Raw genomic sequence first — 22,143 nt, forward strand, 5'->3', positions numbered from 1 at the left:
GGTTACTTGATGCCGGCTTCCTCGCACGCCTTCTTGTAGTCCGCGGTGCAGAGCTGGCTCGCCTTGTAGACCTTGTCCTTGATGATCGTGTCCTTGATGTCGTCCTTGGTCACGATCTGCGCGTCGTACAGCTTCGCGGGGATGCCCTTGACCTCGCCGCTGAGGCTGTCGACCTTGTCCGGGGTGAGGGAGCCGAGCTTCTCGCCCTTGAGGAGCTTGACCGCGACCTCGGCGGTGGTCTCGGCCTGCGGCTTGATCTGCTTGTAGATCGTGAAGGACTGCTCGCCCTTCAGGATGCGCTGCAGACCGGCCAGTTCGGCGTCCTGGCCGCCGACGGGGACGTCGACGTTGCGCTGCTTGAGCGCGGTGAGGATGCCGCCGGCCATGCCGTCGTTGGCGGAGTAGACGCCCTGGAAGCCGTCCTTGCCGAGCGCGTCGATCGCCGAGTTCATCTTCTTGTTGGCCTCGTCCGGCGACCAGTCCGGGATGTCCTGCTCGTAGGCGATCTTCTTGACCTGCTTGTCGAGGACCGAGTGCGCGCCCTTCTTGAAGAAGGGGGCGTTCGGGTCGGTCGGCGAGCCGTTGATCATGACAACGTTGGCGTTCTTGGCGTCGCTGCCCAGGGCCTTGACCAGGCCCTCGCCCTGGAGGCGGCCGATCTTCTCGTTGTCGTAGGACACGTATGCCGAAATGTCGCCCTCGGCGAGGCGGTCGTACGCGACGACCTTGACGCCCTTCTTGGCGGCCTGGTTCACCCAGGACTTGGTGGCCTTGTAGTCGACCGCGTCCAGGATGATGACCTTGACGCCCTGCGTGATCAGCGCGTCGAACTGCTTCTTCTGCGTCTCGGTCTCCTGCGCGGCGTTGTTGTACTTCACCACGCAGTCCGCGCAGAGCTCCTTGATCTTCGCCTCCATCAGGGGGCGGTCGAAGGTCTCGTAGCGCGTGGTCTTGTTCTCCGGCAGCAAGAGGCCGATGGTCTTCTTGTCACCACCGCTGTCGCCGCCGCTGCCGGCCTTGCCGCAGGCGGTCACGGTCGCGGCCATGGAGACCGCGGTGGTGGCTATGACGACGCGACGCACAAATGCGTTCATGGGGATGGCCCTCCCTGACATGGCCGCGTCCTTGCGGCCGAGGTGCTTGGAGTCAACTCGGCCGCTCGCAGGGCGTCAAGGAGTAAATCCTTAACGAGATGACAACGGTGCCATCCGTTAGCTGCGTGAACTCAGAGTGCGCCCCAGCAGCGGTGAGGCGCCTCTTTCGCTTCTTTCGCTTCAGACAATGGCGGGTCGGACAGCTGCGGGTCAGACGATCGCGGGAGCGTCCGCGGCGAGCGCGCCGTCCAGCAGCGTGGAGTCCCCCATCTCGCTGAGCACCAGCGCCAGCGCGCCCAGCACCTCGGCCCGGCCGCCCAGCGTGCCCGGTACGACGCCGAGCTGACGCGCCGCGCTGGGAATGGCGTACCGCGACACCGACTCCCGGATCGGCGCGAGCACCAGCTCCCCGGCCTCCGCCAGGTCCCCGCCGAGCACCACCCGGCTCGGGTTCAGCAGATTGCACAGGTTCGCCACGCCGCTGCCGATGTGCCGGCCGACGTCCGCGATGACCCGGCGGCAGCCCGGGTCGCCCTCGCGCGCCAGCTGGACGACGCCCGGCATGGTCAGGTCCGGGCCGTGACTCGGCTGGAGCAGCGGCAGCACGTACCGGGCCGAGGCGAAGGTCTCCAGACAGCCGCGGTTGCCGCAGCGGCACACCGGGCCCGACTCGTCCAGCGTGATGTGCCCGATCTCGCCCGCCGTGCCGCCCGGCCCGCGGTAGATCTGCCCGCTGATCACCAGCCCGGCGCCGACGCCGGTGGCCACCTTGATGTACGCGAGGTCGGCGGCGCCCCGCCCGGCGCCCCACACCAGCTCGCCGAGCGCGCCGAGGTTGGCGTCGTTGTCGACGTGCACCGGCACGCCGAGCCGCTCGGACAGCTCCTCGCCGGGGTTCGTGCCGGACCAGCCCGGCAGGATCGCGGTCGACCCGAGCGTCCCGGAGACCACGTCGATCGGGCCCGGTACGCCGAGGCCCACCCCGACGACCTTGGAGCGGTCGATGCCGGTGGCCTCCACCAAACGGCTGACCAGGTGCTCGGCCCGGTCGAAGCCCTCGGCGGCCGAGGCGTCCACGTCGATCGGCTCGGACTCCTCGGCGAGCACCTGGTGCGCGAGGTTGCCGACCGCGACCCGCAGGTGGCTGTGGCCGAAGTCGACGCCGACCACGACGCCCGCGTCGCCGGAGAGCGAGACGGAGCGGGCCCGGCGGCCGCCCGCGGAGGTGGGCGTGACCTCGACGGTCCCGCCGTCCTTCAGCTCCCGCACGATGTTGGAGACCGTGGCCGCCGACAGCCCGGTGGTCCGGGCGATCTCCGCCTGGGTGAGCGATCCCGCCATCCGTACGGCACGCACGACCCGCTCAAGATTGGCCCGGTGCAGCGAGGACTGCGACCCCGGAGTCTCCATCGACTCATCCACTCCCGCCTGCCGCGGGCGGCACGACGACCGCCCGCCGGCCGGACCACAGCAATGGGGCCCGGCTTGTCTCCAACATGTGAATCTAAGCTGAGCCGCCCGGGTCCGCTCCCGTCAAGTCCTCGACCGCTGCAGGGCGGATATCCACGCACGACGGCCGACTCGGGGCGTGGACACACCCCGGGGCCGACCGTTACTTCACCGAGCCCGCCGTCAGTCCCGAGACCACGTGCCGTTCGATGAAGGCGAACAGCACGATGACCGGCACGATCGCCACCACGGACGCGGCGAAGAGGTAGTTCCACTCCACGGTGTAGGCGCCGATGAAGTTGTTGATGCCCACCGTCAGCGGCTGCTTGTCCGGCTCGGTGGTGAGCGTGAGCCCCATCACGAACTCGTTCCACGCCGAGATGAAGGTGAAGATGACGGTGGTGACGACGCCGGGCAGCGCGAGCGGCAGCGTCACCTTCGTCATGGCGCCGAACCGGCTGGTGCCGTCCACCATGGCGGCCTCCTCCAGCTCCGGTGGGATCGAGCCGATGTACGCCGTCAGGATCCATACCGCGAAAGCGAGGTTGAAGGCCGCGTTGGTGAGGATCAGCGTCCAGACCGAGTTGAGCATGTCCAGCTGGTGGAACTCCCGGTAGAGGCCGACGAGCAGCGCCGTGGGCTGGAACATCTGGGTGACCAGGACGAGCAGCAGGAAGAGCTTGCGGCCCCGGTAGCGCATCCGCGCCGTGTAGTAGGCGGCGGGCAGCGAGACCAGCAGCACGAGCAGCGTGGCGCCGCCCGCGACGACCATGCTCACCTGCAGGTTCTGGCCGAGCGCGGACTCCTTCCACACGTCGATGAAGTTCGCCCACTCGAAGTGCTGCGGCAGATAGGTGCGGTCCCGCAGCTCGCTCTTGGGGCGCAGCGCGGTGACGACCATCTCCAGGTACGGCGCGAGGAAGACCGCGGCGAGCGCCCAGGCGCAGGCCGTGATGACAAGGGTGCGCGGCCGGAAGGTGCGCTTCGGCGCGCGGGCCGTGGGGCGGCCCGCCGTCGCGGTGGCCATCAGTCCTCCTCGTTCCACCGGCTGACCTTCAGGAAGATCAGCACGAGCACCACGACCATCGCGAAGTTGACCACCGACATGGCCGCGGACTCGCCGATGTCGGTCTCCTTCAGCTTGTACATGAACACCATGGTCGTGGAGGTGTCATAGCCCGGGCCGCCCTGCGTCATGGCCCAGATGATGGGGAAGGAGTTGAAGACGTTGATGAGGTTGATGACCACGCCGACGAGGAAGGCGGGCCGCAGCAGCGGCAGCGTGATGCGCCGGTACGTCTGCCAGGTGCCCGCCCCGTCGATCCGCGACGCTTCGTAGACGTCCTGCGGGATGGTCTGCAGGCCGGCGAGGAGCGTGTAGGTGGTGAAGGGCAGGGAGACGAACACCGCGACGGCCATCATCCACGGCCAGGCGGTGTCCGACCGGCCCAGCCAGTCCCTGGACGTCTCGATGAGGCCGAGGTCCAGCATCAGGGTGTTGAGGACACCGGCCGTCTGGTTGAGCATCCATTTGAAGCCGATCGCGGTCATCAGCACGGATGCCGCCCAGGGGGCGATGAGCGCCCAGCGGGTGAGGCGGCGGCCGGGGAAGTTCTGGTTGAAGAGCTGGGCGAGGGCCAGCGAGACCAGCATGGTGACGGCCACGACGACCACGGTCCACACCGCCGTCCAGAACAGCACGGCCCCGAAGTCGCTCTCCTCGAAGAGCTTCGCGAACTTGTCGGTCCCCGCGCCGCCGCGCACCTTCCCGGCGATGGAGATGTTGAGGAACGAGGTGCGGATCAGCTCGACGACCGGCCAGACGACCACGGCGAGAATCAGCAGGACGACGGGGGCTATCCAGGGCAGCGGGCCCAGCCTGGCGAGGCCGCCGCGGCGCCGCGCCGGTCCGGACACCCGCCCGTCCCGTCCCCGGCCGGCGTCGGCCGGGGACGGTGGGGCCTTCAGTGACACAGAAGCTCCTTGCGAAAAAGGGGACGCTGTCCGCTACTTGGCGTCGGCCGCCGCCGCTTCGGCCTTCTTCTGGAGGTCCCCGAGGACCTGCTGCGGATTGCCCGCGACGGCCTTGCCGCCGGTCTTCTTCATCTCGGCCGAGACGACGTCCCAGGACGTGTCCCCCAGCGGGTAGAACTTGGCGTTCGGCAGCACCTCGAAGAACGGCTCCAGGTCCTTGTGCTTGCCGTTGTTCCGCATTGCCTTGAGCGCGTCCTGGGTGACCGGCATGAGGTTGTACATCTCGTCGAACTGCAGCATCTTCTTGGAGTACGTGAAGTCCAGGAATTTCTTCACGCCCTCCTTTTCGGCGCCGCCGTCCTTGAACGCCATCATCCAGTCGGCCACGCCGAGGGTGCTGCTCAGCGGGCCGTCCTTGCCGGGAATGGGCACGACTCCGTAGTCGACCTTGCCCTCCTTGGCCATCTGGATCAGGCTCGGGTGGCCGTTGAGCATTCCGACCTTGCCGGCCGCGAAGTCGGCGAAGGCCGTCTTGCGGTCGGTGGAGGCGGGGTTGGAGTACGTGAGGCCGGGCTTGACCAGGTTGGTCCTGAGCCAGTTGAAGGTCTCGACGTTCTTCGCGCTGTCGAGGGTGTATTTGCCGCTCGCGTCCGTGTAGCCACCGCCGTTGCCGAGCTCCCACATCATCGTCTCGCCCTGGGCCTCCTCGGGACCGAGAGGCAGGGCGTAGGGGATCTCCGCGGCCTTGGCGGACTTGATTTTCTTCGCCGCGGCGGCGAGTTCCTTCCAGTTCTTGGGCGGCGTCTGCACACCGGCCTTCTTCAGGACGTCCTTGTTGTAGAACATCACGCGGCTGGAGGAGACCCACGGAATTCCGTACTGGGTGCCGTCGACCTCGCCGGCCTTGGCGAAGGTGGGAATGAGGTTCTTCCGGGTCTCGGGCGAGAGCACCTCGTCCGCCTTGTAGAGCAGGTCGTCGGCGACCTTGTCGGCGTAGCCGCCGGTCTGCAGCAGATCCGGCTCGTTGCCCGCCTGGATCATGTTCTTCACGGACTTGTCGATCTCGTTCCAGTTGATCACCTGGACATCGACCTTGTAGCCCTTGTTGGCCTTCTCGAAATCCTTCTTGACGTCGGCCCAGTACACCTTGGAGGCGTTGGACGCCTTGTCCCCGTAGTCGGCGGCGACAAGCTTGATGGTCTTGCTGTCGCCGCTGTCTCCCCCACCGCCGCAGGCGGCGAGCGCCAAGGACATGGCGCACATCGCCGCACCCGTGGCGATCATCCGATTCCTCATGTGTTTCAACCCTTCGCATTCACACCGGAAAAGACCCGGAAACGACGTGGTAAAAGCTCACTTGAGGGCGCCCGCGGTCAGCCCCGCCTGCACCTGGCGCTGGAAGACCACGTACACGACGAGCACCGGGAGCATCGCGATCGTCAGGCCCGCGTAGAGCGCCCCCCAGTCGCCCCGGTAGCCCTGCGAGACCGCCAGCGAGGCGAGCCCCTGCGGCAGCACGTACCTGCCCTCCTGCTCGTTGTTGAGCAGCAGCGGGAGCAGGTATTGGTTCCACTGGCCGAGGAAGTTGAAGATGCCGATGCTGACCAGGCCCGGCTTGGCCATCGGCAGCATGATCTGGAAGAAGGTGCGGGTGTGCGAGGCCCCGTCGACCATCGCCGCCTCCTGGACGCCGGTCGGGAGCGTCCGGAAGAAGGAGGTCAGGAAGAAGACGGTGAAGGGCAGGGAGTAGGCGATGTACGCGATGATCAGGCCCGGCCGGGTGTCGAGGAGACCGAAGTTCTCCATCACCGCGTACAGCGGCACGAGCGCGAGGATGACGGGGAACATCATGCCGCCCGCGAACAGCAGGAAGATGACGCGGTTGCCGGGGAAGGCGAAGCGGGCGATCACATAGGCGGCCATCGAGCCGAGCAGCATGGTGCCGGTGAGCGAACCGGCAAGAATGACGAGCGAGTTGACCGCGTAGGTGCCGATGTTGGCCTCGGCCCACGCGTGCGAGAAGTTCTCCCAGTGCAGCGTCGACGGCCAGCTCATCGGGTCGCTGAGGATGTCGCCCGAGGTACGGAACGACGTCACCGCGACCCAGACCAGTGGGCCCGCCGCCATCACCACCCACAGGAGCAGGAAGGCGTGCGAGAAGACGTTGAGGGTGGCGCTCTCGGCGCGGCGGCCGCGGCGGCGGACCCCCCGGGCGGGGGCCGTTTTCTCAGGTGCGGTGATGGTCATGGCGATGTGGCTCCCGCGCTCTTCAGTATTCGATCCGGTCGCGGTTCCCGATCCTCATGATGATCAACGAGAACACCACGCTGAGGACGAGGAGCACGACACCGATGGAGGTGGCGTAGCCGTACTGGCCGTCGCGGAACCGTTCGTAGAGGAACACCGGGGTCACCTTCAGGGCGTTCCCCGGCACCATGACGAGAACGATCGCGAACGAGTCGAGCGCCTGGATGCCCATGTAGATCCAGCCGGTCCGCACGGTGTCCCAGGTCAGCGGGAGTGTGACGCTGAAGAAGGTCCGGCCCCGGCCCGCGCCGTCCAGGAGCGCGGCTTCGTAGATGTCCTTGGGGATCGCGCCCATCGCCGCCGAGAACAGCACCACGTAGAAGCCGACGAAGCTCCAGGAGAGCACGGTGAGCACCGCGATGAGGGCGAGGCCGTGGTTCCCGCCCAGCCAGGCGGGGCCCTCCACACCGGCGGATTCGAGGGCACCGTTGAGCAGGCCGCTGTTGGTGCTGAAGACCCGTCCCCAGACGACGGCGATGATGGCGACGGAGAGGACCTGCGGGAAGAAGTAGACGACCTTGTAGAGCGCGGAACCGGTCACGCCCGCCACGGCTTGGCCCCGGCGGTGCCGACCGCCCGCCGTGAGCATGTAGGCGAAGAACATGCCCAGGACGAGCGTGAGGAGCGGGGCGATGACGAGCAGCGAGAGGCTGGTCGTCACGGAGTCCCAGAACCGCTCGTCGTGCCACATCTTGACGAAGTTGCCGAAGCCGATGAAGTTCGCGACCGGCCCGCCGGACCAGTCGGTGAACGAGTAGTAGATCGCCTGGATGAAGGGCGAGACGACGAAGACCGCGTAGAAGGCGAGCGGCACGATCAGGAAGCCGGCGATGAAGCGGTACTTGTCGAGCGTGCGGTATCTGCGGTCGTTGCGCACGCTCTCCGGCGTGAGCCGGGGCGGCAGGAGGACCGCCGCGAGGAAGAGCAGCCGCCCCGGTGCGGAAGCCTTCCGCGGTTCGCCGTAACTCGTCCTGTCGGGCGAGGACTTGTCCACCCGTGTCTGTGCGCTCACGCCGCCCCGATTCACCTCTGTTGTACCCGTGCTCCGTACCGGTCGCTCTCAGCCCTTCTTGACCTTGGTGATGTCGGGGTCCTTGGCAACGCGGTCGGACGCCTTCTGCATGGTGTCCATCACGCCCTGCACCGACAGGTCACCCACCATGAACTTGGCCATGGCGCCGTTGAAGTCGCTCGCGAAGAGCTCCTCGTACCACTCCTTGAAGAACGGGATCACGACGTTGTCGCCGGCGGCCGTGAGTGCCTGCTGCGCACTGTCGACGCCGGGCGGCAGATCCATTCCGTCGATCGCGCCCTTCAGGGCAGGGATCGAGGAGACCTCCTTGAAGAAGTTCTGGGCCGCCTTCTTGCTGTACATCATCCGCAGCCACTCCATGCCGCCCTGCGCGTTGACGGCCTTGGCCGGAACGACGAAGGGCTCGCCGGGCGGGGCGTAGAGCGTGCCGAACGGCATCTTGTCGCTCTTGTCCAGCGACGGGGTCGCGCCCACCGCCATCCGGAAGCCCTTCGGAGTGGTGTCCTTGGCCTCGTTCTCCACCCAGGAACCGTCGGGGATGAAGACGCACTTGCCCTTGGTCCAGGCGGTCTGCATCTCCGTGTGGGCGTCCTGCCCGTCGAAGCCGCTCAGCACGTACTTCTTGGCGACCAGTTCCTCGAACGCCTCCAGGACGGACTTCACCGCGTCGTGCTTCCAGGCACGCGGCTCCAAGTAGTCCATTGCCTCGACGACTTCCCGCCCGCCCACCTGGGCGAACATCGCGTACATGCTGAAGAGCAAGTACCGGGCGTGGCCGCCCGGATAGCTCCAGCCATGGATCCCCCTGCTCTTGGCCTTGCGGCAGACAGCGAGCATCTCGTCCCAGGTCTTCGGATACTCCATCTCCAGCTCGTCCTCCAGGAGCCGCTTGGAGTACCAGTTGCCGTACACGGTCGTGGCGATGTTGAGCTGGTAGCAGCCCTTGGTGCCAAAGGCGCCCATCTCCTCCATGCCCGCTACGAGCGTGTCGCGCACCTTCACATTCGGGTCGTCCCACGAGGGCGCGTCGAGCAGCTCGGTGAGGTCGGCCACCTGTCCGTTCTTCACGAGCTTGCCGAGGTTCATCTTGTCCGCGCCGGAGTTGTTGATCACGTCGGCGGTCGGGTTGCCCCGGATGATCTTCGGCTGCAGCTGGGTCGCGATGCGCTCGGTCGCCTTCTGCGTCGGCTTGGCCTTGGGGTACTTCTCGGCGTACATGTCCGTGACGAACTGGGCGTACTGGTCGCCGTAGCCACCGTTGAAGATGTAGACCGCCAGGCCCGCGTCCGTCTTCACGCCGAGCGGATTGTCCTTGGACTTCTTGCCCTTCTCGGCCTTGTTCTCCTCGCTGCCGCCGCTGGCGCAGGAGCTGAGGGCGCCGACGGCGGGCACCGTGAGAAGACCGGCCGCCGCGGCCCTCTTCATGACGTCACGACGGTTGAGGCTGCTGGATCCCATGCTCAAGTCCTCGCCTTCTCCGGGACTCAGGCGGTGAACCGGACCCTCCCCGGCACCGCGGTGGTGTGAAGCTGGGGTCGTACGGTGTTGCGTGTACTGCTGTGCCTGTTCCGGGGCCGGTGAAAGGGAAGGGACTCCACGGCGAACGGCCATGCCGACGCCGACAGGTATAGTCCTCTCCCCACGAACTGGGCAAGATCGAACGCAGGTTTGCAGGCCGGTCTTGTCCGAGTTGAGACCTCCCGGTGACGGCTTCCCTGCGAACCGTCGGCGCAGGCGGGCACGGTCAAGGGCGGCCCGGGGCCCGGTACCGCCAGCCGGCCTGCCGCCAGCGCGCCGGGTCGAGGGCGTGGCGCCCGTCGAGGACGTGGCGCACCGCGACCACCGCACCGAGCTCCGCGGGGTCCAGGCGCACGAACTCCCGCCACTCCGTGAGCAGGAGCAGCACGTGTGCCCCGCGCGCCGCCTCCGTCGCCGAAGTGGCGTAACTCAGTTCGGGGCACGCCTTGCGGGCGTTGTCCAGCGCGACCGGGTCGTACACGGACACCCGCCCGCCCTGCCGCTGGATCTCCGCCGCGACGTGGAGGGCGGGCGAGTCCCGGATGTCGTCGGAGTCGGGCTTGAAGGCGGCGCCGAGGACGGTCACCCTGCGGCCCGCGAAGGACCCGCCCGCGAGGTCGCGGGCGAGGTCCACCGTGCGGTCCCGGCGGCGCAGGTTGACCGCGTCCACCTCGCGCAGGAACGACAGCGCCGGTCCTGCGCCCAGCTCGTCGGCGCGGGCCATGAAGGCGCGGATGTCCTTGGGCAGGCAGCCACCGCCGAAGCCGAGTCCCGGGCGGAGGAAGCGCCCGCCGATGCGGTCGTCGTAGGACAGCGCCTCGGCGAGCCGCACCACGTCCGCGCCGGCCGCCTCGCACACCTCGGCCATGGCGTTGATGTAGGAGATCTTGGTGGCCAGGAAGGAATTCGCGGCGACCTTGACGAGTTCGGCGGTGGCGAAGTCGGTGACGACGAACGGCACGTCCCCCAGCGGCGCGTAGACCTCGCGCAGCACCTTCTCGGCGGATGCGGTACGGAGGCCGAGGACGATGCGGTCCGGGCCGAGCGTGTCCTTGACGGCGAAGCCCTCGCGCAGGAATTCAGGGTTCCACGCCAGGTCGACCCGGTCACCGGCCGGCGCGAGCCGCCGCAGCGCGCCGGCGAGCCGCTCCGCCGTACCGACGGGCACGGTGGACTTCCCGACGACCAGGCACTCCCGACCCAGATGGGGCGCCAACGCGCCGACCGCCGCGTCGAGTTGAGAGACGTCGGCCGCGTATGCGCCCTGCTGCTGCGGCGTGCCGAGGCACAGGAAATGTACGTCGCCGAACTCGGCGGCCTCCTGGTAGGAGGTGGTGAAGCGGAGCTTTCCGGAGTCCAGTCCGCGGCGGAGCAGCGCTTCGAGGCCCGCCTCGTGGATGGGGAGCTGACCGGCGCCGAGCCGGCGGATCCGGTCCGCGTCGATGTCCAGCGCCAGGACCTCGTGGCCCAGTTCCGCCATGCAGGCGGCGTGGGTGATGCCGAGATATCCGCTTCCGATCACCGTCATGCGGTACCGCATGGACAAACCCCAATCATGTGCTGGTCGAGTCGAGGGAGGGAGAAGCCGTCGCAGGCCGCGGCCGCTCCGGGACCCGCAGGAGGCGGCGGATGGGGGAAACGGCGATGAGGGCGACGGCACAGCAGAAGCCGATCACCGTGGCGACCATCAGCATGCGGTGGACGCCGAAGGCCGTGCTCGCGGGGCCCGCGATCAGCTGCCCGATCGGCACGGCGAGGATCGAGCCCGCGATCTCGTAGGCGGACACCCTGTTGAGCCGGTCCTCGGGGATCTGGGTCTGGATCGTGGTGGCCCACTGGACGCCCCAGAACGCCCAGCCGATGCCGCTGATCGCGTACCCGAGCATGAGCAGCGGCTGGGCCGGGACCAGGGACGCGGCCAGCGGCATCAGCGGGAACAGGAACATCGCGAGCCCGCCGCCGAAGAGCGGCCGGGACGGGCGGACCCGGATCGCCAGCACTCCCCCGAGGACGCAGCCGGCCCCGAACGCGCCCTCGGCGTAGCCGAACGCCGCCTTGCCGTGCGCCTCGGTGATGGAGGCCGCGCCGAGCGGCGTGATGGGGCCCCAGACGAACATCCCGAGCATCCACCAGATCAGGATCACCGCCCACAGCCAGGACCGGGACCGGAACTCGTGCCAGCCGGTGAGCAGGTTCTCCAGCGTGGAGGCCGACCGGTCCGCCTCGAACCGGGGCAGCCGCAGCGCCACCAGGCAGATCCCGCTGACCGCGAAGGTGGCGGCGGTCGCCGCGAACGCCACGGCCGCCGACGTGGTGGCGACGAGCAGCCCGGAGAGCGCGGGCCCCGCCATCGTGGACATCCCCTGGGCCACCCGCAGCACGCCGTTGGCCTGCTGCGGGTCGGCGGCGACCTGGGGCACCAGGCTGGTGACGCCCGGCTGGAACATCGCGGTCGCGGTTCCGCCGAGCAGGGCCACCCCGATGATGAACCACAGCGGCGGGTGCCCGAGCCAGAAGTACGCCGCGAGCGAGCCCATGAGCAGGAACCGGGCCGCGTCCGCGGCGATCATCTGCGGCCGGGGGTGGAACCGGTCGGCGAACACCCCGCCGAACACGACGAAGAGGGCGAACGCTCCCATCCAGGCGCCCAGCGCGAACCCGACCGCGCTCACCCCGTATCCGAGCGAGAGCAGCGCGACCGACATGGCCACCGGGAGCATCGCGTCACCCAGCATCGACGCGATGCGGGCGGTGAAGTAGCCGCCGAAATTCCAGGTCCACAGGCGGGGCGGCGGGGCGAGGGTCGAAACCATTCGGGCATCCTTCGAGAAGTCCGCTGATGAATCGTCGTGAGACCTCTCGGAGGTCCCTGAGAAACCGGCCGGCGACCTCTCAGAGGTCCATGCGCACCCCGTAGGTGCGCAGCCAGCTCTCCGTCTGAAGCGCCGTCTCCAGGGCCGCCCGGCTCACCCCGCTCCCCAGCGCGGCCGCACCGCTCCCCGCCACCGCTGCCCTGAGTCCGTCGGAGAGCAGCGGCGCGATCGGGCTGTCCGGGTCGCGTACGACGGCCACGAGCCGGTCGCGGAGTACGCGGTCGTAGGCGTTGTCCCGGAGGTTGGGGTAGGGAGTCTTGACGCGCATCGCCACCGGCTCGGGGAGCAGGTCCTTCATGGCCGCGCGCAGCAGACTCTTCTCCCTGCCGTCGAAACCCTTCATGGCCCGGGGGATGTTGAAGGTGTACTCGACGAGCCGGTGGTCGGCGAAGGGCACCCTGATGTCGAGCCCGGAGGCCATGCCGAGCCGGTCGAGGCGGTCGAAGAGGACCCGGGAGTGGCGGGTGTGCGCCAGGTAGGTGACCTCCCGGTAGCGCGCCTCGTCCGCGTCGTCGAGGTGGTCGGCCGCCGCGATCTCCGCGACCGCGGCGTGGTGGGAGTCGCGCTCGTACGTGGCCAGGTCGAGCTTGCCGAGGAGGCCGGGGTCGAAGAGCGACTCGTAGCCCTGGTAGCGCGGCCGGCCCTCGGCCACCCAGGGGAAGGTACTGGTGGAGATCCACTCGGGGAGGCGGTTCCAGTTGTATCCGCCGAACACGTCGTCGCCGCACTCCCCGGAGAAGGCGACGGCGGCGTGTTCGCGCGCGGCGCGGAACAGCAGGTGCAGGGAGGCGTACTGGTCGCCCTTGTTGAGGGGCACGTCGTAGGCGGCGAGGACGGAGGCCCGCAGCGCCGGGTCGAGCAGGTCGAGGTCCTTCAGGGAGATCTCGCCGTGGTCCGTGCCGACGTGCTCGGCCAGCATCCGCGCGTAGAGGTGGTCGTCGTTGCCGGCCTTTTGGTCCGGGTCGTGGTCGTTGACCGCCAGCGAGCGGACGGGGCCGAGCCCCTGCGCGCGGGCCGCTTTCGCCTCCAGAGCGGTGAGGGTACTGGAGTCCAGTCCCCCGGACAGCAGGGCGCACGGCGGCGCCTCGCCCACCATCTGCTCGGTGACGATGGTCTCCAGGAGCTCGCGCACGGTGCCGATGGTCCGGTCGAGGCTTTCCGTGTGGTCCGCCACCCGCAGTCCCCAGTAGCGCTCCTCGCGCGTGCCCGACCGGCTCACCCGCACCGTGTGGCCCGGGAGGACCTCGCGCATCCCGCGGAAGATCGCGTGGCCGGGCACGCGGGCCACCGAGAGGATGTCGCGGAGCCCGTCGGCGTCCAGCACCGCCGAGAAGTCCGGATGGGCGAGGACGGCCTTGGGCTCGGAGCCGAAGAGCACGCCGGTGGGCGTGGCCGCATGGAACAGCGGTTTCACGCCCATGCGGTCACGGACCAGGAACAGCTCCTGGCGGTGCGCGTCCCAGAGGGCGAAGGCGTAGACGCCTTCGAGGCGCGTGACGAAGTCCGGTCCCCATTCCCGGTACGCGTGGAGGACCACCTCGGCGTCGTCGCCGGTCCTGATGTCGTGGCCCGCCGAACGGAGCCCGGCCCGCAGGCCCTGGGCGTTGTAGAGCCGGCCGTTCCAGGTCAGGACCGCCTGCCTGCCGGAGCGGTCATCGTGGACCAGGGGCAGTTCGCCCCCTTCGGCGTCGGCGGACCGCCGCCGGTGTCCGAGCGCTGCGTGCTCGGACAGCCAGTGGCCCTCGCCGTCCGGGCCACGCCGGGCCAGCGTGGCCGTCATGGCCCGTACGACGTCCCGTTCCCGCGCCACATCGCGGGAGAAGTCGACCCAGCCAGCTATACCGGACATGTGGCACTCCTTGAGAGGTCGGTGAGAGGGGGTGTTCAGGCCGGGACGTCGTAGTCGCCGTGGATGTCGCAGGCGTACCACTGGGCCAGCGCCCGCGCGCCTTCGCGGACCGAGGCCGAGGGGCGCCAGCCCAGCTCGTTCTCGATCAGCTCCGTCGACATGGTCCACCGCTCGGCCCCGGGGCCGTCGCTCCACTCCCAGGGCGTCCGGCGCGAGACGTCCGCGAGCAGCTCCGCCAGCTCCTCCTCGCCGTAGGCCGCCGAGGCCACGTTGAGCACCGCTGCGGCCGGCGGGGCGGCGAGCACGGCGCCGATCGCGCCGGCCATGTCCCGGTAGTCGAGGATCTGGTGCGCCCCCTGCTTGTTCAGGGAGAGCGGGCGGCGCGTCCATGCCAGGTGAACCCACTGGACGGGGGTGCTGCCGGCGGGGGCGTGCGGACCGACGGGGTCGGCGAGGCGCAGTACCTGTACGGCGGTCCCGCTCCGCTCGCCCCATTGACGGCACCGCTCCTCCTGCCGCCACCACGCCAGCGCGACCGGGTCGCGCGGCGGTTCCGCCGGCGTCCCCTCCGCCACCGTCCGCGCGCCGCTGCCGCGGTAGACCGCGGCGGAACCGGCGTACACGAAGCGCTCCACCCCCGCCTGCTCCGCGGCCGTCAGCACCTCGTCGAGCAGCGCGTCGTCGGCGCCGCCCAGATGCACGACGTACGGGACCCCGGCCAGGTCCCGGGCCTCGGGCGCACCCGCGAGATGCTCGGCGCGGTGGCCCAGATCGGCGAGCAGCCGGGCCAGTTGGCCGCCGAAACGGCTCTCGCCTCCGGTGACGACCACGCGGGCGGCATCGGGGGCAGGGCTCACCGGACGGATGCCGAGGTGCCCCGCCCGGCGCCCCGCCGCCAGCGCGGCCAGTGCCAGGTCCCGCACCGCGGGGGCCATGGCGAGCAGTTCCCCGGCCGTGTACTCCTCGCACAGGCCACCGGGGCCCAGCGTCTCCATCACCGCGGCCGCCACCGAAGGCTCCGGCTCCGGCGCGTCGGACGTGACGACACCGGTGGCGAACCCGGTCAGCCACACGGCCCGGCTCACCCGCTCGGGGAGACCGGACGGCGCGGCCGCGGCGAAGGCGGCCGTGGCGTTGTCGAGCAGTCCGGCGCGCCGCAGGTACCGCTCGGTCTCCAGGTACTCCCATTCCGCCTCGCGGCGGACGGCGCACCGGGCTTCGCCGTACTGGTAGAAGGGGACGACCGGGAACCGGGGGCAGTCGTACGTCGCCGGCTCCTCCGCCCGCCCGGTGAACAGCGTCGCCTGGCGGAAGCCGTGGTAGCTGTTGCCGGCGATGCTGGGCACCTCGTCGTGCTGCACCGTGCTGGGCGTGGTGAACCGCACGGGAATGCCCAGGGAGTTCAGGTACTGCTGGACCACGACGTCGTAGGGCCAGCCCGCGCCGTGCTCCTCCTGGAAGGCCGCGTAGCCACGGGCCACGTCGGCGGGGAGCATCAGCGCCTGGCACGGCACGTGTTCCTGGAGCGTGTACGCCCACGGGGAGCCGGTCAGCGCGGCCAGCCGCGCCACGGCGCCGTTGCGGGCCTCCCACCCGGCGTAAAAGGCGACCGCCTCGTGCGGGACCTCGGCCGCGACGCGTTCGGCGTGCTCGTAGAACCCGTCGGCCAGGAGCACGTCGTCCTGGAGGACCACGTGGTGGGTGGCGTCCGGTGCCACGCACCCCCAGGACACCAGCGCGGTGCGCAGCGCGGTGGGCCGGCCCCCGGGATCGGGGTCGACCGTCACCCGGATCCGGCCCTTCGTGTCGGCGTCAGCGATGAGCTGGGCTTCCTTCATGCGCTTGGGATGCGCCATCACCGCGCCGCTCAACTTCACCGGGCGTCTCGTGGGCTCCATGGCAATACCTCACAGGCGTGATCAGGGTGGTCGGAGGGGGGTTGCGGGTGGCTCAGTTGCCGGTGTCCGCGGCGTTCGCGTTGCGCACCTTGCGCACGTTCTCCTCGAGGCCGTGGTCCGCGCCCCGCTCACGCTCGAACCGGATCATCGAGGCGGGGCGGTAGTTGAGGATGTAGGCGCGGCGGACCCGGTCCGTGGTGTTGCCGCGGGAGTAGTGGAGCGTGCGGCCGCTGTGCGCGACGCCCTCCCCCGGCGAAACCGGCACCGCGGTCGCCCCGGGCTCGGTCTCGGAGCAGTCGGTCTCTATGTTCTTGCCGTCGCTGGTCGGGCGGTGCGGGCGCAGGGGTCTCTGGTGCGAGCCCTGGACGTACCACATGCAGCCGCTGTCCAGAGTGGCCTCGTCGAGGGCCACCCAGAGGGAGACGGCGCGGGTGTCGGGCAGGTCGATCCAGTAGGCCGCGTCCTGGTGCCACGGCGTCGGCACGCCGGTGTGCGGTGCCTTGTGGATCAGCATGTCGAAGTCCAGCTCGGCGTCGTCACCGATCAGTTCGCGGGCGACCTTCAGGGCCCGGTCGTGCAGCGGCATGTCCAGGAGCGGCTCGTACAGCGCGGAGGGCCACATGATCTGCGTGATGTTCTCCCGCACGCCGTCCCGGCGCGGAACGTGGGAGCCGAGGTCGGAGCGCTTGTCCCCGCTCTCGATCTCGCCGCTCAGGAAGCGGTCGTAGATGTCCCGGTACAGCTCCACTTCGTCCGTGGAGATCAGCGGCCCCGTCGCGGCGAAACCGTCCCGCCGGAACGTCTCCGCCAGATCGAGATGAGCGCTCACTGTCATTGCAGAACCTCTCCCCATGAGTGGCCGCACGGCATGCCGACGCCACCTGGGCGAAGGCCCGGGCGTCGGCAGGCGGAACGACAACGGTGATTTCGTGATGGCCCCGATAGTTCAAGGGCGCGACTCGGAAAACTGGGCCGCCTCATAGCGGCCCAGCCTGGTCGGATGTGAATACGGAGTCGGCGACTCCAGGTATTCAAGATCGGGAAACCCTTACGGGTCCCGGAATCCCCCCACCACTCGATCGCCCCCGTTCGACTTTCGATCTCCGCGGCGCCAGGCAATCTATGGGGAAGCGGTCCCGCCGGTCAAGGATTTCCATCGGCGGACCCCACCCCGCCTCCGAACTCAACTTGACCAGCAGAAACAGAAACTGACTTGGTGTCAAGTGGTTCAACCACTATCGCCAATCCCGCATGCAACCGGAACTAATCCGGCACCATTCACGTGACTTCTTCGCGTGGATCTTTCTACGGAACGGGCTCTCGCCCACCCCTCGAAGATCTTTTTCACTTTCCGGCGGCGGCACCGGATTCCGGCCTTATGATCTCCGACGATCCACCGCCCCGCCGGTGGCCGACCACCGGTGAACTCACGCCGAAGGAGCCGACTGTGAATGTCCGCGAGACCGTTACGGAGCACGGGCTGACGGTACGCTCCCAGCACCGCCGAAATCCGTACGACTACCTGCTCACCCCCGAAGAACTCGACCAACTCCTGCTGGATCTCGGGACCCGGCGCGCGGCGAGCATCTGGCGCAATCGCACCACCGCCGCATCAGCGGCGCCTCGCGGCAGCTACGGCCGGACGGCCATGGGCTTCGTCCTCATGGACCCCACGGCGGGACCCTGGACGCCCAACGAGCAGGCGGTGCTCGGCGTCATCAGCATCGGCGAGGACGGGCACAGATTCCTGCCCAACGCGGCAGCCAAGGCCGCCGGCCACCGGCGGCTGGGGCGCAACTACGGCGAGGCGGTCCTGGTCGAACCCCATCTGTGCGGCAGCGCCGGCTTCCGCTACGGGCACTCCGCCGAAGTGCGCGGGCAGATCGTCGGGGCGAGTTCGCAGAGCCCGGACCAGGACCTCTTCGAGGCGGGTCAGCTGGCCCAGGACTTCATCGGCGCCATCACCGAGCGGCATCTCGCGTGGGAGGAGCGGGTGGGCCCGGGCGACTGGCTCGCCGCCGATGACGCGCCCCACCAGGAGTACCGGGACATGGTGAGCTTCTTCGCGCCGCCCGTCGCCGCGAAGCCGTAACGGCGAGCGCGGCGAACGGGCGGCGGGACGAACGGGCGGCGGGGGCCGTCGAGTCGGCACCCGCCGTCCGTTCGCCGCGGCCGGGCAGGCCCCCTTGACACTCCCGGCCGCTTGCCGCCCTACTGGTCCTTTGCGCGGTCCATGACAACGTTGTCCATTCCTAGGGAGGGACCTTGCGGATGAGGCACAGACCCCGGTACGGACGCCGCCCGTTCGCCGCCACCACCATCGGAGCGGCCGTCCTCGCCCTCCTCATCGGCGGCCAGTACACAGCCGTCGCCACGCCGGACCGATCCCCGCGCCCCGACCGGGCGTTCAGCTCCTCCTTCGAGGCGCAGGACCCCGCGCCGACCTGGCTGAACACCGTGGAGACCGGCCCCGACGGCAAGAAGAAGGCCGCGGGCGTCAACGGCGCGTTCAGCTCCGGCATCCCCGGCGAGGTGACCGAGCGGGTGACCGATGTCCGGGCCGGCGCCGAGAACGACGGCGCGGGTGAGGTGAAGGAGAACCTCATCGACGGCGATCCGGGCAGCAAGTGGCTGGCCTTCGCGCGCGCGAGCTGGGCCGAGTTCGACCTCGACGCGCCCATCGAGGTCACGACGTACGCGCTCACCTCGGCCAATGACCACGCCGAGCGCGACCCCCGGGACTGGACCCTTGAGGGATCCGAGGACGGCAAGGAGTGGAAGGTCCTCGACACCCAGCGGGACCAGTCCTTCCCGAAGCGCCACGAGACCCGGACGTACAAGATTGGCGCTCCGGCCGCCTACCGCCACTACCGCCTCGACATCACCGCGAACAACGGCGCCGACGACGCCCTCCAACTCGCCGACGTCCACCTGGCGGCGGACGGTGGCGAGGTACCCGCTCCCGAGGACATGCGCTCCCTCGTCGACCGGGGCCCGAGCGGCTCACCGACCGCCAAGGCCCGCGCCGGCTTCACCGGGAAGCGCGCCCTGCGCTACGCCGGTACGCACACGGCGGACGGCCGCGGATACTCGTACAACAAAGTCTTCGACGTGAACGTCGCCGTCCACCGCGACACCGCGCTCTCCTACCGCGTCTTCCCCTCGATGGCCGACGGCGACCGCGACTACGACGCCACGCATGTGGCCGTGGACCTGGCCTTCACCGACGGCACCTATCTGAGCGACCTCAAGGCCGTGGACCAGCACGGCTTCCCGCTCGACCCGCGGGGCCAGGGCGCGTCCAAGTCCCTCTACGTCAACCAGTGGAATCACCTCACCTCGCGGATCGGGCAGGTCGCGAACGGCAGGACCGTCGACCGGATCCTGGTCGCCTACGACTCACCGAAGGGCCCGACGAAGTTCCGCGGCTGGCTCGACGATGTGACGCTCGCGCCCAAGGCGCCCGAGAAGCGTCTCGCGCACCTCGCCGACTACGCCTCGACCACCCGCGGCACCCACTCCAGCGGCAGCTTCTCGCGCGGCAACACCTTCCCCGCGACCGCCGTCCCCAACGGCTTCAACTTCTGGACCCCGGTCACCAACGCCGGTTCCCAGGACTGGCTTTACGAATATGCGCGCAAGAACAACTCCGACAACCTCCCCACACTCCAGGCCTTCAGCGCCAGTCACGAACCCAGCCCCTGGATGGGCGACCGGCAGACCTTCCAGGTGATGCCGTCCGCCGCCGCCGGCACCCCCGACGCCTCCCGCACCGCCCGCGCGCTCCCCTTCCACCACTCCCGCGAGACGGCGAAGCCGCACTATTACGGCGTCACCTTCGACAACGGACTCAAGACCGAAATCGCTCCCGCCGATCACGCCGCGCTGATGCGCTTCACCTTTCCGGGCGACGACGCGAGCCTGATCTTCGACAACGTCAACAACAAGGGCGGGCTGACGCTCGACACCGAGAACGGCGTGGTCACGGGCTTCTCCGACGTCAAGAGCGGGCTGTCCACGGGGGCCACGCGGCTCTTCGTGTACGCCACGTTCGACGCGCCGGTCACCGCCGGCGGCAAACTCTCCGGAGGCGGCGGCCCCGACGTCACCGGCTATCTCCGCTTCCGGCCCGGCGCCGACCGCACGGTCACGATGCGCATCGCCACCTCCCTGATCAGCGTCGACCAGGCGAAGGAGAACCTCCGTCAGGAGGCCCCCGAGAGCGCGTCCTTCGACTCCGTACGCGACCGGGCCCGGTCCGCCTGGGACGACATCCTCGGCCGCATCGAGGTCGAGGGCGCGAGCCACGACCAGCTGACCACCCTCTACTCCAACCTCTACCGGCTCTACCTCTACCCCAACTCCGGCTCCGAGAAGGTCGACGGCAAGGTCCGCTACGCCAGCCCCTTCTCCCCCGCGACCGGCCCGGACACCCCCACCCGCACCGGCTCGAAGATCGTCGACGGCCAGGTCCACGTCAACAACGGCTTCTGGGACACCTACCGGACCACCTGGCCCGCGTACTCCTTCCTCACCCCCAAGCTGGCCGGGGAGCTGGCCGACGGCTTCGTCCAGCAGTACAAGGACGGCGGCTGGATCTCCCGCTGGTCCTCGCCCGGCTATGCCGACCTGATGACCGGCACCAGCTCCGACGTGGCGTTCGCCGACGCGTACGCCAAGGGCGTGGACTTCGACGCGAAGGCGGCGTACGAGGCCGCGCTGAAGAACGCCACCGTCGCGCCGCCCAGCCCCGGCGTCGGCCGCAAGGGCATGAACACCTCGCCGTTCCTCGGGTACACCTCCACCAAGACCCGCGAGGGCATGTCCTGGGCCCTGGAGGGCTACCTCAACGACTTCGGCATCGCCCGGATGGGCCAGGCGCTGTACAAGAAGACCCACGAGAAGCGCTACAAGGAGGAGTCGGCGTACTTCCTGAACCGCGCGCAGGACTACGTCAAGCTCTTCGACGACCGGGTCGGCTTCTTCCAGGGCAAGGACGAGCAGGGCAACTGGCGGCTCGCACCGGACAAGTACGACCCGCGCGTCTGGGGCCACGACTACACCGAGACCAACGGCTGGTCCTTCGCCTTCACGGCCCCGCAGGACCTGAAGGGCCTCGCCAACCTCTACGGCGGCCGCGCGGGCCTGGCGAAGAAGCTCGACACGTACTTCGCCACGCCCGAGACCGGTACCAAGGAGTTCGCGGGCAGCTACGGCGGTGTGATCCACGAGATGACCGAGGCCCGCGACACCCGGATGGGCATGTACGGCCACAGCAACCAGCCCTCGCACCACATCGCGTACGCCTACGACGCGGCCGGGCAGCCGTGGAAGACCCAGGAGAAGGTCCGCGAGGTGCTCTCCCGGCTCTACCTCGGCAGCGAGATCGGCCAGGGGTACCCGGGTGACGAGGACAACGGCGAGATGTCCGCCTGGTACATCTTCAGCGCCCTCGGCTTCTACCCGCTGGTGATGGGGCAGCCGGAGTACGCGATCGGCTCGCCGCTCTTCACGAAGGCCACCGTGCACCTGGAGAACGGCCGCGACCTGGTCATCAACGCCCCGAAGAACAGCGCACGGAACGTCTACGTGCAGGGCGTGAAGGTCAACGGCAAGCCCTGGAACTCCACCGCGCTCCCGCACTCCGTACTCGCCCGCGGCGGCACGCTCGACTTCGCCATGGGCCCGGAGCCGTCCCGCTGGGGCACCGGCGAGAACGCGGCCCCCACCTCCATCACCCAGGACGACAAGGTCCCGGCCCCGGCCGGGGACATCACCGCACCGGACGGCTCGGCGCTCTTCGACAACACCTCGGACACCTCGGCGTCCTTCGGGACGGCGGCGGCCGAGCTCCCGAAGGCGGCGCGCGTCACCTCGTACACCTTGACCTCCTCGGCCAAGGGGGACGCGCCGGCCGGGTGGGTCCTGGAGGGCTCCCAGGACGGGCGGAAGTGGACCACCGTGGACCGCCGCTCCGGCGAGAGTTTCAGGTGGGACAAGCAGACCCGCGTCTTCTCCGTCGACCGGCCGGGCACGTACCGGCACTACCGCCTGGTTCCGGCCGGCCGGGCCACCCTCGCCGAGGTCGAACTGCTCTCCTGACCGCACCGTGCGCCAGTGGCCAGGGCCGCACCCCCGCGAACGGGTG

Annotated in this window: 15 protein-coding genes; 2 read left to right on the forward strand and 13 right to left on the reverse strand. The window is 69.3% G+C overall.

The genetic code is table 11. From position 1 onward, the window contains the following. Window positions 1-2 precede the first annotated feature (2 nt). From AB0I82_RS31220 to AB0I82_RS31280, 13 genes are all read right to left on the reverse strand, one after another. On the reverse strand, window positions 3-1,094 hold the full coding sequence (locus tag AB0I82_RS31220; RefSeq protein WP_363260788.1) for a substrate-binding domain-containing protein: 1,092 nt from the start codon (window positions 1,092-1,094) through the stop codon (window positions 3-5). 210 nt (window positions 1,095-1,304) lie between these two features. After that, window positions 1,305-2,504 (reverse strand): ROK family transcriptional regulator, encoded by a 1,200-nt coding sequence (locus tag AB0I82_RS31225; protein WP_363260789.1) that lies wholly within the window; start codon window positions 2,502-2,504, stop codon window positions 1,305-1,307. 202 nt (window positions 2,505-2,706) lie between these two features. After that, window positions 2,707-3,570, reverse strand: coding sequence for a carbohydrate ABC transporter permease (locus tag AB0I82_RS31230; protein WP_363260790.1), 864 nt, complete (start codon window positions 3,568-3,570; stop codon window positions 2,707-2,709). Beyond that, entirely contained in the window at window positions 3,570-4,511 is a 942-nt protein-coding gene (locus AB0I82_RS31235; protein WP_363260986.1) for a sugar ABC transporter permease, read from the reverse strand. Before AB0I82_RS31235 ends, AB0I82_RS31230 begins: the two co-directional genes overlap by 1 nt. Before the next feature lie 39 nt (window positions 4,512-4,550). Next, complete coding sequence (locus tag AB0I82_RS31240) at window positions 4,551-5,813, reverse strand: extracellular solute-binding protein (protein WP_363260791.1); 1,263 nt, start codon at window positions 5,811-5,813, stop codon at window positions 4,551-4,553. A 57-nt stretch (window positions 5,814-5,870) separates the two neighbouring features. After that, window positions 5,871-6,764, reverse strand: coding sequence for a carbohydrate ABC transporter permease (locus AB0I82_RS31245; protein ID WP_363260792.1), 894 nt, complete (start codon window positions 6,762-6,764; stop codon window positions 5,871-5,873). A gap of 22 nt (window positions 6,765-6,786) precedes the next feature. Further along, a complete protein-coding gene (locus AB0I82_RS31250; protein ID WP_363260987.1) occupies window positions 6,787-7,701 on the reverse strand; it encodes a sugar ABC transporter permease in 915 nt (304 codons plus the stop codon). 183 nt (window positions 7,702-7,884) lie between these two features. Beyond that, a complete protein-coding gene (gene ngcE / locus AB0I82_RS31255) occupies window positions 7,885-9,315 on the reverse strand; it encodes an N-acetylglucosamine/diacetylchitobiose ABC transporter substrate-binding protein (RefSeq protein ID WP_363260795.1) in 1,431 nt (476 codons plus the stop codon). A 286-nt stretch (window positions 9,316-9,601) separates the two neighbouring features. Further along, the gene (locus AB0I82_RS31260) at window positions 9,602-10,915 is read right to left on the reverse strand and encodes a UDP-glucose/GDP-mannose dehydrogenase family protein (protein ID WP_363260988.1); all 1,314 of its coding nucleotides are present in this window, start codon (window positions 10,913-10,915) and stop codon (window positions 9,602-9,604) included. 13 nt (window positions 10,916-10,928) lie between these two features. After that, the gene (locus AB0I82_RS31265) at window positions 10,929-12,188 is read right to left on the reverse strand and encodes an MFS transporter (RefSeq protein WP_363260796.1); all 1,260 of its coding nucleotides are present in this window, start codon (window positions 12,186-12,188) and stop codon (window positions 10,929-10,931) included. A 79-nt stretch (window positions 12,189-12,267) separates the two neighbouring features. Continuing rightward, the gene (gene asnB, locus AB0I82_RS31270; RefSeq protein WP_363260797.1) at window positions 12,268-14,097 is read right to left on the reverse strand and encodes an asparagine synthase (glutamine-hydrolyzing); all 1,830 of its coding nucleotides are present in this window, start codon (window positions 14,095-14,097) and stop codon (window positions 12,268-12,270) included. A 35-nt stretch (window positions 14,098-14,132) separates the two neighbouring features. After that, window positions 14,133-15,995: an NAD(P)-dependent oxidoreductase gene (locus AB0I82_RS31275; protein WP_363260798.1), complete on the reverse strand. Its 1,863-nt coding sequence runs from the start codon at window positions 15,993-15,995 to the stop codon at window positions 14,133-14,135. Window positions 15,996-16,047: 52 nt separating this feature from the next. Next, window positions 16,048-16,830: a phytanoyl-CoA dioxygenase family protein gene (locus tag AB0I82_RS31280; RefSeq protein WP_363260799.1), complete on the reverse strand. Its 783-nt coding sequence runs from the start codon at window positions 16,828-16,830 to the stop codon at window positions 16,048-16,050. Between the two features lie 612 nt (window positions 16,831-17,442). On the opposite strand from AB0I82_RS31280, the gene AB0I82_RS31285 reads away from it, so the two are divergent. Together AB0I82_RS31285 and AB0I82_RS31290 are read left to right on the forward strand one after the other, a co-directional pair. Next, a complete protein-coding gene (locus AB0I82_RS31285; RefSeq protein ID WP_363260800.1) occupies window positions 17,443-18,087 on the forward strand; it encodes a hypothetical protein in 645 nt (214 codons plus the stop codon). Window positions 18,088-18,266: 179 nt separating this feature from the next. Then, window positions 18,267-22,097: a GH92 family glycosyl hydrolase gene (locus AB0I82_RS31290; protein ID WP_363260801.1), complete on the forward strand. Its 3,831-nt coding sequence runs from the start codon at window positions 18,267-18,269 to the stop codon at window positions 22,095-22,097. Window positions 22,098-22,143: the final 46 nt, after the last annotated feature.

Source organism: Streptomyces sp. NPDC050315, assembly GCF_040655775.1.
Classification (GTDB): Bacteria; Actinomycetota; Actinomycetes; order Streptomycetales; family Streptomycetaceae; genus Streptomyces.

What these genes read in the sequence shown, in the direction of transcription:
- AB0I82_RS31220 (WP_363260788.1), bottom strand. Translation starts at nt 1,094, where the DNA reads ATGAACGCATTTGTGCGTCGCGTCGTCATAGCCACCACCGCGGTCTCC.
- AB0I82_RS31225 (WP_363260789.1), bottom strand. Translation starts at nt 2,504, where the DNA reads ATGGAGACTCCGGGGTCGCAGTCCTCGCTGCACCGGGCCAATCTTGAG.
- AB0I82_RS31230 (WP_363260790.1), bottom strand. Translation starts at nt 3,570, where the DNA reads ATGGCCACCGCGACGGCGGGCCGCCCCACGGCCCGCGCGCCGAAGCGC.
- AB0I82_RS31240 (WP_363260791.1), bottom strand. Translation starts at nt 5,813, where the DNA reads ATGAGGAATCGGATGATCGCCACGGGTGCGGCGATGTGCGCCATGTCC.
- AB0I82_RS31245 (WP_363260792.1), bottom strand. Translation starts at nt 6,764, where the DNA reads ATGACCATCACCGCACCTGAGAAAACGGCCCCCGCCCGGGGGGTCCGC.
- ngcE (WP_363260795.1), bottom strand. Translation starts at nt 9,315, where the DNA reads ATGGGATCCAGCAGCCTCAACCGTCGTGACGTCATGAAGAGGGCCGCG.
- AB0I82_RS31260 (WP_363260988.1), bottom strand. Translation starts at nt 10,915, where the DNA reads ATGCGGTACCGCATGACGGTGATCGGAAGCGGATATCTCGGCATCACC.
- AB0I82_RS31265 (WP_363260796.1), bottom strand. Translation starts at nt 12,188, where the DNA reads ATGGTTTCGACCCTCGCCCCGCCGCCCCGCCTGTGGACCTGGAATTTC.
- asnB (WP_363260797.1), bottom strand. Translation starts at nt 14,097, where the DNA reads ATGTCCGGTATAGCTGGCTGGGTCGACTTCTCCCGCGATGTGGCGCGG.
- AB0I82_RS31275 (WP_363260798.1), bottom strand. Translation starts at nt 15,995, where the DNA reads ATGGAGCCCACGAGACGCCCGGTGAAGTTGAGCGGCGCGGTGATGGCG.
- AB0I82_RS31280 (WP_363260799.1), bottom strand. Translation starts at nt 16,830, where the DNA reads ATGACAGTGAGCGCTCATCTCGATCTGGCGGAGACGTTCCGGCGGGAC.
- AB0I82_RS31290 (WP_363260801.1), top strand. Translation starts at nt 18,267, where the DNA reads ATGAGGCACAGACCCCGGTACGGACGCCGCCCGTTCGCCGCCACCACC.